The sequence below is a fragment of the Marinobacter xiaoshiensis genome, assembly GCF_031631795.1.
Taxonomy (GTDB): Bacteria; Pseudomonadota; Gammaproteobacteria; order Pseudomonadales; family Oleiphilaceae; genus Marinobacter; species Marinobacter xiaoshiensis.
In genome coordinates this window covers 737,976-754,147 of the sequence record NZ_JAVMBO010000007.1, presented here as the reverse complement: position 1 = coordinate 754,147, position 16,172 = coordinate 737,976, and the positions used below count along the sequence as shown (strand labels likewise).

At 51.1% G+C, this 16,172-nt stretch carries 17 protein-coding genes, 1 tRNA gene and 1 pseudogene; 8 read left to right on the top strand and 11 right to left on the bottom strand.

Annotated elements, in window-relative coordinates; all coding sequences use genetic code 11:
- Window positions 1-61: 61 nt before the first annotated feature.
- Window positions 62-1,216, bottom strand: a complete 1,155-nt coding sequence (locus RKA07_RS07235; RefSeq protein WP_310965972.1) for a ShlB/FhaC/HecB family hemolysin secretion/activation protein — start codon at window positions 1,214-1,216, stop codon at window positions 62-64.
- 318 nt (window positions 1,217-1,534) lie between these two features.
- On the opposite strand from RKA07_RS07235, the gene galU reads away from it, so the two are divergent.
- Window positions 1,535-2,371, top strand: a complete 837-nt coding sequence (gene galU, locus RKA07_RS07230) for a UTP--glucose-1-phosphate uridylyltransferase GalU (protein ID WP_200200862.1) — start codon at window positions 1,535-1,537, stop codon at window positions 2,369-2,371.
- A 33-nt stretch (window positions 2,372-2,404) separates the two neighbouring features.
- Here galU and RKA07_RS07225 read toward each other — a convergent pair whose 3' ends face one another.
- Window positions 2,405-2,821, bottom strand: coding sequence for a helix-turn-helix domain-containing protein (locus tag RKA07_RS07225; protein WP_200200863.1), 417 nt, complete (start codon window positions 2,819-2,821; stop codon window positions 2,405-2,407).
- A 222-nt stretch (window positions 2,822-3,043) separates the two neighbouring features.
- Here RKA07_RS07225 and RKA07_RS07220 point away from each other — a divergent pair, with 222 nt between their 5' ends.
- The 5 genes and pseudogenes from RKA07_RS07220 to RKA07_RS07200 all read left to right on the top strand — a co-directional run bounded on the left by RKA07_RS07220 (window position 3,044) and on the right by RKA07_RS07200 (window position 6,947).
- Window positions 3,044-4,120 carry a hypothetical protein gene (locus RKA07_RS07220; RefSeq protein WP_200369445.1) on the top strand — a complete coding sequence of 359 codons (1,077 nt, stop codon included), beginning with the start codon at window positions 3,044-3,046 and terminating at the stop codon, window positions 4,118-4,120.
- Window positions 4,121-4,226: 106 nt separating this feature from the next.
- Window positions 4,227-5,003, top strand: a pseudogene (locus tag RKA07_RS07215) (hypothetical protein); the annotation flags it as partial.
- Window positions 5,004-5,120: 117 nt separating this feature from the next.
- Window positions 5,121-6,071 carry a DMT family transporter gene (locus RKA07_RS07210; RefSeq protein WP_310965970.1) on the top strand — a complete coding sequence of 317 codons (951 nt, stop codon included), beginning with the start codon at window positions 5,121-5,123 and terminating at the stop codon, window positions 6,069-6,071.
- A 54-nt stretch (window positions 6,072-6,125) separates the two neighbouring features.
- A tRNA-Val gene (locus RKA07_RS07205) sits at window positions 6,126-6,202 on the top strand.
- A 277-nt stretch (window positions 6,203-6,479) separates the two neighbouring features.
- Window positions 6,480-6,947 (top strand): c-type cytochrome, encoded by a 468-nt coding sequence (locus RKA07_RS07200; protein WP_227714595.1) that lies wholly within the window; start codon window positions 6,480-6,482, stop codon window positions 6,945-6,947.
- A 31-nt stretch (window positions 6,948-6,978) separates the two neighbouring features.
- Here RKA07_RS07200 and RKA07_RS07195 read toward each other — a convergent pair whose 3' ends face one another.
- On the bottom strand, window positions 6,979-7,662 hold the full coding sequence (locus RKA07_RS07195; RefSeq protein ID WP_200200867.1) for a cytochrome b/b6 domain-containing protein: 684 nt from the start codon (window positions 7,660-7,662) through the stop codon (window positions 6,979-6,981).
- A gap of 108 nt (window positions 7,663-7,770) precedes the next feature.
- On the opposite strand from RKA07_RS07195, the gene RKA07_RS07190 reads away from it, so the two are divergent.
- On the top strand, window positions 7,771-8,166 hold the full coding sequence (locus tag RKA07_RS07190) for a glutaredoxin family protein (protein ID WP_310965969.1): 396 nt from the start codon (window positions 7,771-7,773) through the stop codon (window positions 8,164-8,166).
- A 96-nt stretch (window positions 8,167-8,262) separates the two neighbouring features.
- Here RKA07_RS07190 and RKA07_RS07185 read toward each other — a convergent pair whose 3' ends face one another.
- Window positions 8,263-9,048: a DUF1194 domain-containing protein gene (locus tag RKA07_RS07185; protein ID WP_310965968.1), complete on the bottom strand. Its 786-nt coding sequence runs from the start codon at window positions 9,046-9,048 to the stop codon at window positions 8,263-8,265.
- Between the two features lie 276 nt (window positions 9,049-9,324).
- Between RKA07_RS07185 and RKA07_RS07180 the strand changes: the two genes are divergently transcribed.
- On the top strand, window positions 9,325-10,005 hold the full coding sequence (locus RKA07_RS07180; RefSeq protein ID WP_310965967.1) for a Tic22 family protein: 681 nt from the start codon (window positions 9,325-9,327) through the stop codon (window positions 10,003-10,005).
- A gap of 17 nt (window positions 10,006-10,022) precedes the next feature.
- On the opposite strand, the gene RKA07_RS07175 is transcribed toward RKA07_RS07180, so the two are convergent.
- The 7 genes from RKA07_RS07175 to RKA07_RS07145 all read right to left on the bottom strand — a co-directional run bounded on the left by RKA07_RS07175 (window position 10,023) and on the right by RKA07_RS07145 (window position 16,050).
- Complete coding sequence (locus RKA07_RS07175) at window positions 10,023-11,030, bottom strand: NAD-dependent epimerase (RefSeq protein WP_310965966.1); 1,008 nt, start codon at window positions 11,028-11,030, stop codon at window positions 10,023-10,025.
- 43 nt (window positions 11,031-11,073) lie between these two features.
- A complete protein-coding gene (locus RKA07_RS07170; protein WP_310965965.1) occupies window positions 11,074-11,799 on the bottom strand; it encodes a TIGR04219 family outer membrane beta-barrel protein in 726 nt (241 codons plus the stop codon).
- Window positions 11,800-11,844: 45 nt separating this feature from the next.
- Window positions 11,845-12,558, bottom strand: a complete 714-nt coding sequence (purC, locus tag RKA07_RS07165; protein ID WP_310965964.1) for a phosphoribosylaminoimidazolesuccinocarboxamide synthase — start codon at window positions 12,556-12,558, stop codon at window positions 11,845-11,847.
- Window positions 12,559-12,607: 49 nt separating this feature from the next.
- Window positions 12,608-13,735, bottom strand: coding sequence for an NlpB/DapX family lipoprotein (gene bamC / locus RKA07_RS07160; RefSeq protein WP_310965963.1), 1,128 nt, complete (start codon window positions 13,733-13,735; stop codon window positions 12,608-12,610).
- Between the two features lie 47 nt (window positions 13,736-13,782).
- Window positions 13,783-14,661 carry a 4-hydroxy-tetrahydrodipicolinate synthase gene (gene dapA, locus RKA07_RS07155; RefSeq protein WP_310965962.1) on the bottom strand — a complete coding sequence of 293 codons (879 nt, stop codon included), beginning with the start codon at window positions 14,659-14,661 and terminating at the stop codon, window positions 13,783-13,785.
- Between the two features lie 65 nt (window positions 14,662-14,726).
- On the bottom strand, window positions 14,727-15,806 hold the full coding sequence (locus RKA07_RS07150) for an AI-2E family transporter (protein WP_310965961.1): 1,080 nt from the start codon (window positions 15,804-15,806) through the stop codon (window positions 14,727-14,729).
- Between the two features lie 16 nt (window positions 15,807-15,822).
- Window positions 15,823-16,050 (bottom strand): sulfurtransferase TusA family protein, encoded by a 228-nt coding sequence (locus RKA07_RS07145; RefSeq protein WP_200200875.1) that lies wholly within the window; start codon window positions 16,048-16,050, stop codon window positions 15,823-15,825.
- Between the last annotated feature and the right edge of the window lie 122 nt (window positions 16,051-16,172).

Here is a 16,172-nt window from a genome sequence, read left to right as displayed (position 1 = left end):
GCTTATCAATGTAGCACCAGCTACACGGCAGGCTTCAAGTGACATCTTGGTAAGGGGGTAGTCAGATACCGACTGAAATGGAAAAAGAGAGATCCGGGCTTGTAGGCATGAGGAGTGCAGTATTGGAGGCATTAAGCATTTGCCCGACGCTCAAGTCTGCACGGAAATCTCTGGAATAGAGCTGGAAAGAGATTTCGCCAGAACTGGTGCTGCCAAACCGGTCAGACTGCGCCTCCGAATAGGGTGCCCAGCCTTGTAACAGGGAAAGTGTGATGGATGAATTAAGCTCGGATCCAAAAGGCCAGTGATAGCCGGGACTACGAGCATTCATCTGAAGCAAGCCGCCCTCGACAACCCGCAGGGTCTGGCCGTTAAACCCGCGCATCAGGCTTGGCCCTGCAACGACCATATACTCGGAGGATGGCAAGTCTTCGGGCGCGAATTGATATCGACCGTTAAGGCCAAGGTTCCAGCTCAAAACCTCCCGACTGAGAGAAGCTTCCACCGCCAATTTATGGAAGCCCTCAGAATCACTATTGTAGCCCTCCGCACGTATTGTTTCTTCTGAATCCACCCCGCCAATGGCGGTCAGTGATGTTGTGGCATAAAAGCCGCCCATCAACTCTTGTGAGGCGCTTCCTTGCAGCCCAAAGCTGGAAAGCTGGTGCGAGGCATCCTCAAGCCATATCTCGTCTTCGAAGGCACTACTTCTGCTACTGGTGTAGGAAAACAGACTGCCAACCTCGATCCCTTGCCATGTCCAAAGCGCCCGTTTACCGGTTACTTTTAGGTTGCGCCGCTCACCGTAAGTATCGTAACGCTGGCCGGAACCGTTCACCGCGCCAGCATAGTCCCGATTCTCAAGATCAACCTGGAAGTGACTGCCCGCCAATGGAAACGAATAACGTAGCGCCAGTGTCGTCGATTCTGCACTTCCCTCTCTTGCCACTGAGTCACTAAAATCAAGACCAAGAACGTGCTGAGACCAGATCAGGCTGTTGCTGGTCAGGTTAAGCCGGCCATCCGCTCTATCGTTGTTCTGGGTGGAGTCACCGGAAAGCTCAACATGCGAAGCTACATATTGGGTCACAGACTGCAGAAGGTCGGCCGGATACAGATCCCACAACGGCGACTCGGCCCGAGACTTGGCACTGGTAGCTGATGCCTGGCCGGCAAAAAGGCCAAATATCAGGGTTGTCAGCAGGATGGGTCTCACGCTGTGCCTCATTGAAGTGAAAAGTCAGAATGACGATCCTTACAGATTCGCCCTGTTACTCTAAAAAACCGAGATCGGATAATCCAGTGCCGATTTCCAAAACTTACAATTTTAATAATCATTAAAACAGTAGGTTATAGCGACATTTAGAAGTAATTAATTAAACACCAGCGCCAGGTCTCTATAAAGTGCCCTACCTGTACAGGCGATTACAGAATGTAATGATTCCTCTTTGCTCTCTCCATTCCGGCAAATAACTTGGTAAACTCTCCAAAATCATGGAAACGCTACAAATCCCGACCAAAGGAAAAATCCCAAATGATCAAAAAATGCCTCTTCCCGGTTGCCGGTTACGGTACCCGCTTCCTGCCTGCCACCAAGGCGATGCCCAAAGAAATTCTGCCGATAGTGAACAAACCTCTGGTGCAGTACGGTGTTGAGGAGGCCTCTGAAGCCGGCATTCATGAATTCGGTTTTGTGACCGGTCGCGGCAAGCGGGCAATCGAAGATCATTTCGACATAAGCTACGAGCTTGAGCACCAGATTGCCGGCTCAGGAAAAGAAGGCTTGTTGTCATCCATTCGGGAACTGATTGACAACAACACCTTCGCTTTTACTCGCCAAATTGAGATGAAGGGGCTGGGCCATGCCATTCTTAGTGGCCGTAACCTTGTGGGCGACAATCCGTTTGCAGTAGTACTTGCAGATGACTTTTGCGTTGGCCCGGGTGAAGGCGAAGACGGCGTATTGGCACAAATGGTTAAACTTTATAACCAGTTCCGCTGCTCCATTGTCGCCATTGAAGAAGTTCCTGAGGACGAAACCCACAAGTACGGTGTTATTGCGGGCGAGTCCATGAAAGATGGTCTGTATCGCGTTACAGACATGGTTGAAAAACCTGCTCCGGAAGATGCCCCAAGCAATCTGGCGATCATCGGTCGTTATATTCTCACACCGGATATTTTCGATATTCTGGAGCGTACCCCTGCAGGTAAAAACGGTGAGATCCAGATAACCGATGCGCTGCTTGAGCAAGCGAAAAACGGGTGCGTTCTGGCCTACAAATTTAAAGGCCAGCGCTTTGATTGCGGCAGTATCGACGGGTTTGTAGAAGCGACCAACTACGTTTACGAGAACATTTACAAAAAGCAGTAATGGGGTTAAAACCCACGTGCTATTTCTGGGCGCTCAGGCGCCCAGAATCTGCAGAATCATGCGCCGGTTCTCCGCAGTCGTCTTGCGGAATCGGCGCAGCAGTTCACCCTCCTCATCCGACAACTGAATCCTGTCTATTTCCTGCTCAAGCTCTTTCAGTGCCGTTGACAGGTCATCACTGTTGCTGAAAGCGAGTCCTGGCAATTCAAGCTGGCCGCCGCCCCCTGGCTCGGTAAGATCCAGCATGTCTTCCAAAGGCGTTTCGGTCTTTATGCAGAAATCCAATAGTGCGGATACATCCGGATAGGTACGCTGTCTCGCATCCGACGCTTCCCAACTTACAACCTTGGCTTCTTCAACGCCGCAGATCTCTGCTACGTCCTTGCTCGATAGACGCCCTGCCTCACGTATTTGCCGCAACCGACTATTGAATGTCTGCAGGTAACGCATGGTATTCGCCTCTGCACGATTGTTCGAAAAATAAGTTAATCACGAAATGTAACGCACATATAACTTTATAGGAAATTAATGGTTCCGGGTGCTTTTGGTGTTTTTGTGCGGCGCGTTACACTAATTTGGGACGGGGCGCCTCATTTTGACTATATTTTGGCCGGTATGGACTAAACGACACCGCACTTGACGGACAACCCAATAACTGAAAAGGTCAGATGAATGCTCCCGAAAGCGCTCGCAATCAGTCTATTAGTTGCTGCCTGCACAGTGATTGGCACTGGCTACCTGCTGTCGGAAGAAAACCGCTTCGCTTTTAGCTGGGAGTCGATGGCTCCAGGGAACAAAGGCCAAAACAAAACTCCCGGCTCTGCCCCCGCTACATTAGCCTCCGCAACACCGGCCGCCTCCCGGACACAACCACCCTCAGACAATCCTGTCGGGTTCATGTTGGCAAAAGTAGCGAATGAGTATGCTCAGTCTGTGCGTTATCCCTCTTGGTCCGTGCCGTTAACTGAAGCCCAGGCTAAGGGATACCGCGGGAACCATTACGAGCCAGTGGTGCTGCCGCTTGAAAACAGCGGCCAGTTTACTGTCACCCTCGAAAAATTCCGTTTTACCCGGGGTGAAGACATACTTGTTGTCGCCTCATTGCAGGGTCCACAGGTGATGGGGCCCTTGCTTCAGGCAAGCTTGGAGCGCCCAGAATCCAGAGACTCGGCCACAAGCACAAATCTGGAACAGGATACCCAAACAGGGTATTACCAAGGCAGCCTGAACTCCGACCAACAGCCCGGAGACTACCGGCTTGTTGTTGAGGCAACAGTGGATGGCAAGCCTGTCAGACACGTTTCCAGCCTTACTATCGAGCCTTACCTGGGAGACTTTGAAGGGCTTGACGACACCTACGTGAGTAACAACAACCTTGTCATTCCAGTAACATTCTCGCCACAAGATTCTGGTTTCTTTGCGTTGTCTGCACAGCTCTACAACGGCCAACAACCAATCGCACAGCTTCAAGCCGAGAAACGCCTCGACCGCACATCAGACACTATCCTGCTGAGAGCTCACGGCACTGTACTTGCCAACAAATCATTCGATGCAAAACTCCAACTGCGAAATTTGCAGATACGGCAACTGCCGGCGAAACCCGGTGACCGCACCCATTATGCCTACGGTCCGAGTGAAGGATTCGACTTTGAGCCGCCAGATCTTGATGACCTTCAGGACACCCCAGCGGCAAACCCCGAATCAGAACAGCGCGCAGCGTTGCTAAAACAGCTGGCTGACAAGTTCTGAGTTAGCAAAAAAAATAATAACCAAGCAAACGGAGCAATCATGAAAACAAAAATGACCCGAAATGCCTGTAAAATTACGCTAGCTGCGGCTCTCACCAGCAGTATGATTGTGCAGTAATTTTTGCATAATCGTTTCGCACTCAACCGGCGATTTGGTGACACGCTACCTGCTTGAGAATCAGGCACGCTGGTTGCAGAACGAAGGTTTGCCCCCGCTGAAAATTCTTGCCTCCATAGATTACTCTGGTGCAGGTGGTGGTACCGAGTTGGCTAACTTGGCTGTAAACCTCGCGTATAACCCCACTTGGTATAACTGGCCTTTACGCGCTGCGGTACAGGCGTTCACAGGAATAGAGCCAGAGCCCGGAAAACTGGGGGTAGTCAATGATCTGCAAACCAATACCGCCAGAAACCTGGCTCTAAGCCCAAATTCTATCCCAAGGCTGAGGTTCGTCGCAGGTGGCTCATCCTACGGCGGTATTACCAAACCATTCATCGCCGGCACTGACGATGGCGTTGTCCCAACCCATTCAGCCTGCGGCGCCACCTCTGCGCAGGGTATCGATTCCTGCTCTGGCAATCTCAGCCTTGCAGGTAAAGTCGGCAACCAGAATGGCCCTGCCGGCCTTTTCTACAACCACTACCCGGTGCTTATGAATGAGGGAGTGAGCCATAGTGGTGTGCTGGGTTCTGAAACCGGAAACATCTCGGTTCCAGTCGTGAATAACACAACTCTAAATGGCCTACAGGTGGATTTTGCCAGCAGAACCTACGGTAAACGCCCATGGTGGAAACTGTGGGGGTCCAAAGACCAGTACATAGAGGTGCCAGGCTCGGATCAAACGGATATGTCTGCACTTGTTTACACTACGCTTAACAACTAACAGCCATTGGCTTTAGCGGTTTCACCGAGCTCAGGGACGAGCCCACTTTCTTTTTTACTTCGCAAACTATACATTGCCAGGCAATAACACTTTCTAACTCTGGTGCCTCCCTACACCATGTCTGACTCGTACAAATCGGATTTGCTCCTCGTCGCCGTTACCCTCCTTGCCGCCGTAAGCTGGATTTTTTCCAAAGAAGCCATTCTACTCATGCCACCGCTGCTATTTATGGCGCTGCGTTTTCTGGTTGCAGGTGGCTTTCTGGCTCTCTTCGCATGGCCCAGCCTGGTACGTCTCAGCAGTGACCAGTTCAAACGCGGAATTGGTGTTGGCCTGGTATTTGGCGTTGCAATGAGCTTCTGGGTCATGGGCCTCTTTCACGGCACCAGCATGGGTGAAGGAGCGTTTTTAACAAGCCTTGGCGTGGTAATCGTACCGATTATTGCACGGCTGGTTTTCAAAGAGGCCCAACCTGCGAGCACCTGGCTGGCCATTCCTGTTGCCATAGCAGGGCTGGCTTTGCTGTCCCTTAAAAACGGATTTAAGCCAGAAGCCGGACAGATATTTTTTGTTGTGGCAGCAACCATTTTTGCCCTGTATTTCACGCTCAACACCCGCGCGGCAAATCAACGCACAACAATTAACCGTAAGGGCGAATCCGTTGAGAGGCGTCGTATCCCTGCCCTACCTTTGACAGCCATCGCACTGCTTACCGTTGGTTTGCTAACCCTGATTGAATCCTTACTGATGGAGCCTTGGCAGCCAACCTTCAGCAACCCGCCTCCGCTTCTGATCTGGTGGGTACTCGCGAGTGCGATTGTTGGAACCGCCGGGCGCTTCCTTGTGCAAACCTATGCCCAAAGCCTGTCTACCCATAGCCACGGAGCCGTTATTCTGGTCTTGGAGCCTGTATGGGTGTCACTGTTTGCGGCAGGCTGGTTTGGTGAAACCATGGCGCCCATGCAATTGGCCGGTTGTGGATTAATCTTCGCAGCATTGATCGTTAACCGCTGGAGTGCTTTGAGTAGAGCTCTTAGGGCCTCGCTGAGAAAAAGTGAAACAGGATAAAAGAGGTTGACCAAAATCTCTGGAGTCAGTATATTTCGCCCCGTTGCAGAATACAGGACCATAGCTCAGTTGGTTAGAGCGCTACCTTGACATGGTAGAGGTCCCCAGTTCGAATCTGGGTGGTCCTACCAATTTTGCAAAAAAGTCACTCAGGCGCGAGCCAAGTGGCTTTTTTTGTTTCAGGGTTACACGATTACGATCCCACCAGCTATACCTCTGGCACCCGCTTGACCGGCAATGATAATGCCACCATCTTTCCGTTCCCTTCCCTGTGAGCAGATTCCATAGATGCCGGCAGGCAGAATTCGGGGCTTCAGAGGTTGCGGAATTGAGGTATAAATTTGGCCGTATCTATGGAATCATTACATCGACCAAGCCACAGCACCTTACACAATAAGAGAACCAACCATGCGTATATCACGATTTTTTGTAGCCTTGGCAATGAGTGCTGCCGTATCAGCACCCGCTAGTGCTCAGCTCGATGTTGAAGACCAGATTGAAACACGCCAGAGCGCATTTACGTTTGCGGCGTGGAATATGGGAAAAATCAAGGCTCAGGTAATTGACGGAAGTGTAGCCTATAACGAGCAGCAAATTCTTGCAGCGGCGAATGCGATTGCTTCGGTGGCCAACTCTGGTTTGGGTGCGCTCTTTGGCCCAGGCACCGCCAATGACAAAAATGACAACACAAGGTTAAAGCCTGTGTTCTTTGACAAGCCCGAAAAAGCTCGTGAGGTTGCTATTGGCTTTGCCCAGGCAGCGACCAAGCTGCAGGAAGTTGCAGCGAATGGTGGCGGTAAGGGCGCTCTCGCTGCTCAGTTCAGCGAGGTAGGAAAGTCTTGCAAGGCTTGCCACGACGAGTTCCGTGCTGACTAAGCCCTGCCTGTAAAGCCTCCTTCACTGTCGCCTACCAACCCAGATCGGGTGCTGGCGGTGGAGGGGGCGACAAAAGCCCGCCTGTTGCTACCCATACAGCAAATACAGCCACCGCTAACGCGATCACGAATGCTATCAGGCCACCGCCTGTCCTCTTGTAAACGCACTCCTCGCTTACTTTTTTACGCCCGGTAACCATCGGAGTAATCAGGTTATCTTTTTTAATCAGGGTATAAAAAAGAACGCTAGCAATATGCAGACCTATCAGGCCGTAAATAAACCACTCCGAGAACTTGTGCCAAGAGGTAATTGTGTCATTCCAGTCAGCTGATACCGCGCGGTAAAGAGGCCCGTTAAACGCAATGGCATCTGTCGAAAACAGCCCTGTAACTGCCTGAAAGCCGACTAGCCCTAGCATGGCCAGAACCGAGAGTGCTCCCAACGGATTGTGCCCCAGTCCTCGCCACTCACCTTTCAGATATGCCTCAATTGCCGAAGGCCCCGGAATAAACTGCAAAAAACGCGCGTAAGTGGAGCCTAGAACCCCCCACATCAAACGAAAGCTGATCAGGCCCACAATGGTAATGCCAAAGCGTTCATGCCAGAGCATCCAGGTACCACCAAGTTTGACTGTTACCAATGAACCGGTAACCGCAGCCACCAGAAGCCAGTGGAAGAGTCGCGTGGGCAAGTCCCACAAGGAGATCGACTTCATTTTCAGTTCCTTATTAAACTGACGTATACAGGCTGTTTACCCGAAACCATACCTGTTTTGCTTTATACTGCCCACTGAATTTCATATACCAATTTAGGGATTTATTTAATGCGACTGGTTATCCGTTATTTTTTTCGGACCTTACGTCTTATTCTGACGCCATTTGTGCTGCTGAGTGAAAAGCTCGGCGGAGGGAAGCCTATAGAACGCAGCCCCGAAGAACAAAACAAAGTGGATGCGGCGTGTGAAAAATTGGCACTATATCAGTTCAAGACCTGCCCTTTCTGCGTCAAGGTTCGCAAGCAGATAGCACAACTGAATCTGAATATTGAAAAGCGGGATGCACAGCACAACGAAACCCACCGAGCCGATCTGGAACAAGGTGGTGGTAGTGTAAAAGTACCTTGCTTGCGAATTGAAAATGAGGATGGAAGCGAACGATGGATGTACGAGTCCTCAGACATTAATGCCTGGCTGGAAGAGCGTTTCGGACAACCTGCCTGATATTCTGGTTGCCGATAAAAAAGGTGCCAAGAGAAAATTGACAAAACCGCTGGAACTTAACGTTCGCAGCGGTTTTTTATAGCAGATCCTTAATCCTTAAGCGGCCATTCTCCGGCGGCGCAGGAACAGACCCATCATACCCAAGCCGAGCAGACCAAGAGTAGCGGGCTCAGGAACTGGAGTGGTTCCTGAGATCTCGTAGAACAGCTTTTTCTTGATGCCAGCGGTGAAGGATTCCTCAAAGTTCGTTGCCAGCAGCGCAAAGGCTCCAGTTCCACCAATCACATTGTTTTCATAGTACTGACGGAGTGATTCACTACCAATAGCAATACCGTTGATAGCATCCACACCCGCAGCCAGTGCATTATTTCTGGCTGTCACGGGATTAGTGCCTGTATTTGCTGTGCCATCACCGGACACATCGATTACCTGACGAGCGCCCGCAAATGCCGCGTTAGTTGGATCATTAAAGCTGAACAGTCCGGTTGAATAATCAACTGCAGAACCGATTCCTGTTGAGCCGCTTCCTGAACGTGTGGCAGCAGCGATTGCATCAGCGAAGTTCACAGCTTCCGTTGCATTGCTAATCAGCGTCCAACCAATCTGAGTTTCCTGACCGTGATCCCACTCAACATAGGTCACCGCAATTTTACCTATACGGTTGCCGCCGTCAGTGTCAAACATTGCACCTTGCACTGCAGCATCTTTGAAAGCAGCAACATAACCATTTCTTTGACCGTTATATTCTCCAGTACTGACACTACCAGATACATCCACAGCCAAGACCAACTCCAGATCTACGGCTACTGGAGCAGCAATTGCTTGAGTTGCTGCAAAGAGTGCAGAAATCACAACACCTTTTAATAACTTTGTGGTTTTCATCTCATTCCCCTCGATAAATCCCTGTTTTATTTTTAGCACCGATCCGTGATCAGCCCTGCAATTAACAAGCAATTGGCGGGCCAAACCCTGCATTATCGTTTATTAACCGAGCGTTACGCCATGTTACATAAAGCAACTTTAGGCGCTGTGTTAACAAGTTGTAAAAAATATCGTCACAATTCAATACTTCAATCCCTGCCAGCTTTCAGCAGAGGAAATTCGCTGCTATAAAACATGTAGAATATATTCCGCCATAAACCAGTCGAGGATAATGGGATGTCACTAAATGGGCCAAAGGACTTTTATACCACCACGATGCGCCGGAGCCTCCTGGCTTGCCTATGCATACTGTTGCCTATGACCACACAGGCGCAAACCTCCGACCAGTCGGCCGTTATCAAGGCACTCAATGCGGTGCCTGTCTATTTCGTGGCTACGGCTTCAGGTTCGGCACCTTCAATCGGTGCCCAACAGCAGGCAGACTTTTCTCCGGTTTTTCTGTACTCACAAGAGGCCAAAATAGCCAAAACGGAGCTTGAACATGAAGGCGCAACAGGCTTGAATGTTGAACGAGCAGAACTGGGGGTTTTGTACAGCGGGGAGCTAAGCAAAAAAACCAAAGGTCTGAAATATGGCTTGATTGCCAACCCGACACAACTGGCAGCGGCCAAGCGCCTGAGTGCCAACCAAAACTTTTCAGAGGTGCCGGTTTTTATTGCCAAGCACAAAAACTCTGGCGAAGTATTGACCTTGAAGCAATCTGATGGAACCCTCGCTGCCCCGTTATTCTTGGAGATTCATAGAATAGAAGCAGCGCTCGACGAACTTGCAAAACAGGCGCCAAATACCGCGGGGAATTTTACGGTAGAGGCCTACCCCCTCAGCGCAATAGTGAATGACATGCAAAGAGGGGCACTGAACCCGGAGAATGTGGTGATGATTCCTCCGGTGAACTGATAGCAACCAGTTTACAGCTAAACCTTGTAGAACTCGCGATACCAGTCAACAAACTTGGCTATACCTTCTTCTACATCCGTAGATGGCTTGTAGCCTACGTCACTGATCAGGTCATCCACATTGGCGTAGGTGGCAGGCACATCACCCGGCTGCATGGGCAGAAGGTTTTTTATTGCCTTCTTGCCGGTCCTCTCTTCGATAATTTCTATGAAGCGGGACAGTTCGACCGGGTTATTACTGCCGATATTGTAGATGCGATACGGGGCCTTGCTGGAGCTTGGATCGGGCGCTGCCCCACTCCACTGATCATTGGGCTGTGCCACCTGATCAAGAGTGCGGATAACACCCTCTACAATATCGTCTATATATGTGAAGTCACGCTTGTGATGGCCATGGTTGAACACATCGATAGGCTCTCCCGCAAGAATCTTCTTGGTGAAGATAAACAACGCCATATCCGGTCGGCCCCAAGGGCCATAGACGGTGAAGAATCGAAGACCAGTGGCTGGTAACTTATAAAGGTGGCTGTAGGTGTGAGCCATCAACTCATTGGCTTTTTTCGATGCAGCATACAGGCTCAGAGGATGATCAACGTTATCGTGAACCGAGAAAGGCATGGCTTCGTTAGCGCCATACACTGAGCTGCTGGACGCGTATACCAGGTGTTTCACCTGATTATGGCGACAGCCTTCCAGGATATTCATAAAGCCAACCAGGTTGGCATCCACATAGGCATTAGGGTTTTCGATTGAGTAGCGCACACCTGCTTGGGCAGCCAGGTGAACCACTCGTTCAGGGCGATGCTTTGCGAAGATATCCGCCATCACAGCGCGATCTGCCACATCCTGGCGCACTTCTGTGAAGCCAGGGTGTCCGGTCAGGCGTGCAAGCCGGGCTTCCTTGAGGTTTACATCGTAATAGTCGTTAACGCTGTCAACGCCGATCACCTCGTCTCCGCGCTCAAGTAGCCGGTGCGCCAACTGCGCTCCGATAAATCCCGCGGTGCCCGTTACCAGAATCTTCAAGTCTTTCGCTCCTTTTAAACCGGCTAACCGGCGTTTAACACGCTCAGAAAGTAACGCCTGCGCTGAAGAAGGGGCCATCGATTTTCACATCGAATACGTCGCTTCGATCTTCATAATCAACTGCAATCTGGCGATAGCCTGCGCGCAGTTGCAGCAGAGAAATGCTGTACTGACCATAAACGTTGAAATCGCGAATTGAATCACCGTCAAAAGCGATGAAATTACCTTCAGCGCCAACGGCTACGCCGGTCAAAGGCAAATCAAAGCGGGCAGCGATATAGCCTAAGGGCAATACAGCATCGGCTTTGGTTTGCTGTGGCGAGCTGCCAGTTTGAGTAACTAAAAGTTCTCCTGAGAAGTCGCGCACGGTTAGTCCTAGATCAAGATTCACCCAGTTATCGAGAATTTCGTAATACAGAGTGAGATCGAGTTGCTCAAGGTCTAGTTCGGAGTAGACATTGCCAATGGCAACACTGCCATAGTCGCTGGTAAGTGTGCCATTACCACTTTGCTGGATCAGCGTATAGGCCAGACGAACGTTCGGCAGCAGGGGTACCGGATGCTCAAAATAGATGCTGGCATCGGTGTTTCCGTCGTCCTTCAGTCGCAGCTGGTCATGTACATCAACCGAATCGCTGCCTGTGGAAACCTTTCCTGACACGTCGGTATCCCAGTAACCCACACTAGCACCAAGACCCAACATGTCAGCTTGAGCCAGAGGGGTGGCCAGGATTAAAGAACTGCCTAATGCAAGTGTGAGTTTACGCATGGTGCACCTGTGTCATTATTATCTGTTTGAATATCTGGTTAAAAATCAGTCGAAGTTAATACCGATGCGACGACCAACTTCTTCGTAGGTTTCAATCACGTTGCCCAGCCCCTGCCGGAAGCGATCCTTGTCCATCTTTTTGCGGGTTTCCTTATCCCAGATCCTGCAGCCATCCGGGCTGAACTCGTCACCCAGCACAATTTCACCGCCACTGCGGCCGAATTCCAGCTTGTAGTCCACCAGCAGCATTCCGGCTTCATCAAACAGGTTTTTCAGCACGCCGTTTACCTTGTAGGTTAACTCTTTCATGCGTGCGAGTTCGGCCTCGGTCGCCCAATTAAAACTGACAGCCAGCGACTCGTTTACCATGGGATCGTGCAGAGCGTCATTTTTCAGAAACAGCTCATAGGTTGGCGGGTTAAGCTCCAGCCCTTCTTCTACCCCCAAACGGCGGCAAAGGCTGCCTGCAGATACGTTTCGCACAACGCATTCTACGGGAATCATATCGAGCTTTTTAACCAGCGATTCCGTCGCAGACAACAAGCCCTCGTGGTGTGTTGGCACGCCTGCCGCTTCCAGTTTGTCCATGATGAACGCGTTAAAACGGTTGTTCACCATGCCTTTGCGGTTTAGCTGCTCTTTCTTTTCACCGTCAAATGCCGAGGTATCGTCACGGAAGACAAGAACAAAGCGCTCTGGATCATCAGTGCGGAATACAGATTTGGCTTTGCCTGCGTAGAGTTCTTCGCGTTTTTCCATCGTAAGTCTCCGAAACGGAGGCCTGCGCTCTGCAGGCACCCCTTCTAGATCAGTATAGGTATTCGAACAGCTGTGTCAGTAAATCCTCTGGCTTATGATCACCGCTGTACCCCTCAGTAACTTCAGCAGTAACCCTGACTTCGGCATCCCGCTCCACCAGATTCACCGTATGGGTATGGCGAGGGGTTTCTTTGTCGCTGAACCAGCCAAACCACCCACCTTTGAGCTCATCTGCACTGCGAAAATCGACGAAAAGCCAGCCTTCACTTCGGTTGAGGTCAAGCACAGCAATGCCCGATTCAGTTAGAGCCCGGTTCACCTCAGCCCAAGCACGGCCGTAGTCGAGATCCATGCCAATGGCCTGCGCCTTTTCATTTTCAGATATCAGTTTTACCAGTGGCTTGGCAACCAGGCCGGACGCTGCGCGCGAGAAGGATTTATTTTCTTCACGGGCCTGCAGGAACTCACCCATATTGGCAAGAAGGCGCTTCTGCAATGCCATCTGATTTTCAGAGGGCTCGGCAATTCCACTCCAGGGGATCAACTCTCCTGGCCAGGATGCTCCTTCCTCCAAGCCTTCCCCGGAAACGAGCTTGCGCACCTGGATTTCCGTGGTTTTACGCCTGACGCCCGGAGCTATACGAACTTGCAGAATTGCTTTGGGCTCGGCCGTGGCCTCATCGACAGCAACACCGGGAAGCTCAAGCAACTCACGGGCACGCACGTTGTAATTAGCCAATTCGCTCTGCAACAAGCCCAGTTGCGGACTGTCGTGGGCAACACCAAGACCTTGTTCGTTCATATAACTGGTTACAGCCGGCCAGATTCGCCCAGGCACATCGTTTACCAGCAACCATGTACGACCATCAAGCTCCTCAACCACATAGTTCTCTTCGAGAATTTCAGAGGTCATGTCCGGAGGACGAGGGATATCAGACGGATAAAGTTTGCTGCCATCTGCCGGGTCAATTTTCCGGACGGGCATTACCTGGGAAAATCGGGAAGGATCCGCGGTTTCCGGCAGAGCCAGCGGCTCTCCCTCTTTCTCATGTACGTAGCGTTCAGAGCGATCTTCCAAAATGCCGCACCCGGCTGTTGCCATAGTAAGCAAAAGCCCGGATACAACTGCCAAGTGTCGGGATGAAACAAACTTACGGGTTCTTGAAAGAACCTGCATCGGCCTTCTCTCTGTGTAGGACTGTTTCAGATGTGGTATCGGCAAACTCAGAGAACACCCGAAGCTTTCATTGCTTCTTCCAGCTCTCCGTGGAATTTCTCGCTGAACTGAGTCAGCGGAAGCCGAATCCCCTCACCGATCATGCCCATACGCTGAAGCGCCCATTTCACGGGAATGGGATTGGCTTCCAGGAAGAGTTTGCGATTCAAAGGCATCAAGAGTTCGTTCAGGCGCTCCGTTTCTTCCCGGTTGCCCGCAATAGCCGCGGCGCAGAGATCGGCCATGGCTTTTGGGGCTACGTTTGCGGTAACAGAAACGTTACCCTTCGCGCCGGCGAGAATAAGTTCAGCTGCAGTAGCGTCGTCGCCGGAATACACGGCCAGGCGTCCATTGAGGGCTTCAATCAGCTCCGCACCCCTGGGAATATTGCCTGTGGCATCTTTAATCGCAACAATGTTCGGGATGTCAGCCAAGCGCAGAACTGTTTCATTCAACATGTCACAGGCTGTGCGCCCAGGTACGTTGTAGAGCATCTGGCTCATGCCGGGAACAGCTTCAGCAATGGCTTTAAAGTGCTGGTAAAGACCTTCCTGAGTTGGCTTGTTGTAGTAAGGCACAACCAGAAGACAGGCATCCGCACCCAGTTTATGGGCCTCGGTTGTCAGGTAGATGGCTTCGCGCGTACTGTTGCCACCCGTGCCGGCGATAACAGGAATCCGCCCATTAACGCGCTTGATGATGTAACCAATTACCCGGCAGTGCTCTTGCTGATCGAGCGTTGCGGATTCGCCGGTGGTTCCTACAGCAACGATACCGTCGGTACCATTGTCCAGATGAAAGTCGACCAACTGGTCCAGATGCTCCCAGTGAATGTCACCGTTTGGATGCATGGGCGTGACCAGTGCGACAAGGCTACCCGTAATCATAAAAGCTCCATCCGAATAAAACGAATATGGTAATGTTGGGCACGAACTGACACAAGGAAATTAAATTACACTTCGTCCGAACTGGTTGAGAAAGCGGGTTTCTTTACCGGCCAGGCAAAGAATACAGCTTTCAACATGGTGGCCAATGGAATGGCAAAGAAAACACCCCACAACCCCCAAATACCGCCAAAGAACAATACCGAAATAATGATAACAACCGGGTGCAGACTGTTCACTTCCGAGAACAGCACAGGAACCAGTACGTTACCGTCCAAAGCCTGAATAACGCCGTAAATCACCATTACCCAGATAAAATGACTGCCCCACCCGAAAGCGAACAGTGCAATTACGGCTACCGGAATGGTCACTACAGCCGCACCAATGTATGGAATTACAACACTCAACCCCACCAGAAGCGACAGCAATGCAGCATAGGGTACGCCAAGGAGTTTGAACGCAACATAAGTTGCACCGCCAACGATCAGGATTTCAACCGCTTTACCGCGCACATAATTTGCGCACTGCAGGTTCACCTCATGCCAGATTTGAACCATCATCGGGCGCTGTGGCGGAAGCAGCCTGGAAATAGCCCCGAGCAGTACTTCCCGGTCTTTGAGGAAGAAAAAAACAAGTATCGGCACCAGCACCATATAGATGAGCAGCGCGACCAGATCGGGGATGCTGGACAGCGAGAAAGACACTAACCACTGAGTCATGTGCCCCACTTCGGTATTCACTTGCTGGTAAAGACTTCGGACCGCCTCAGCCGAGATCATGTGGGGGTATTCTTCGGGCAACAGTTCAAGGTACGACTGCAGCTCCCCAATAATACGGGGCGCCTCGCCCGCAAGCGTGCTGACCTGGGTCCATATCAGCGGTAAAAGGCCGAAAATAAAACCTACCAGTACGCTGAGGAACACCAGAAACACCGCCAGTATTGCAAAACCTTCCGGAACGCCATAAGCGTTCAGCCGGGTAACCAGCCCCTGCAGAATAAACGCCACGATAAGCGAGGCGATAGCCGGTGCCAACATGGCACCAAACCATATAATGAAAAATGTACCCGCGACCAAAATCAGAAAAAGAATGACCGCTTCTTCATCTGAAAAGTATTTGTGCGCAAGACCGCGTAAAATTCTGAACATCAAGGACTCCGGAAAATTAACCGCCGCACTCTACCACAAAGCGGAAATGGCCATCAGTTTGCGAGGAACTCACCAAACGGTGGCGGGACAACTCCAGAAAAGCCGGAATATCGCGAGCGGAGCCCGCATCGGTGGCAATGACCTCAAGCGTTTCGCCCGGGGACATGCCGTTGAGCTCCAACTTTGTTTTCAGCAGGGGCATAGGGCAGCGAAGCCCGGACGTATCCAGTGTACGATCAGCCATAAAGAAGGTGCACCATCACAAGACATGAAATTCACAAGCCGGCATTATGCCTCCAGTGATACTGTATTGCATCACAATACCTGTTAATCATCAGATCCGGATTTTTTGACAGAACATGCTGT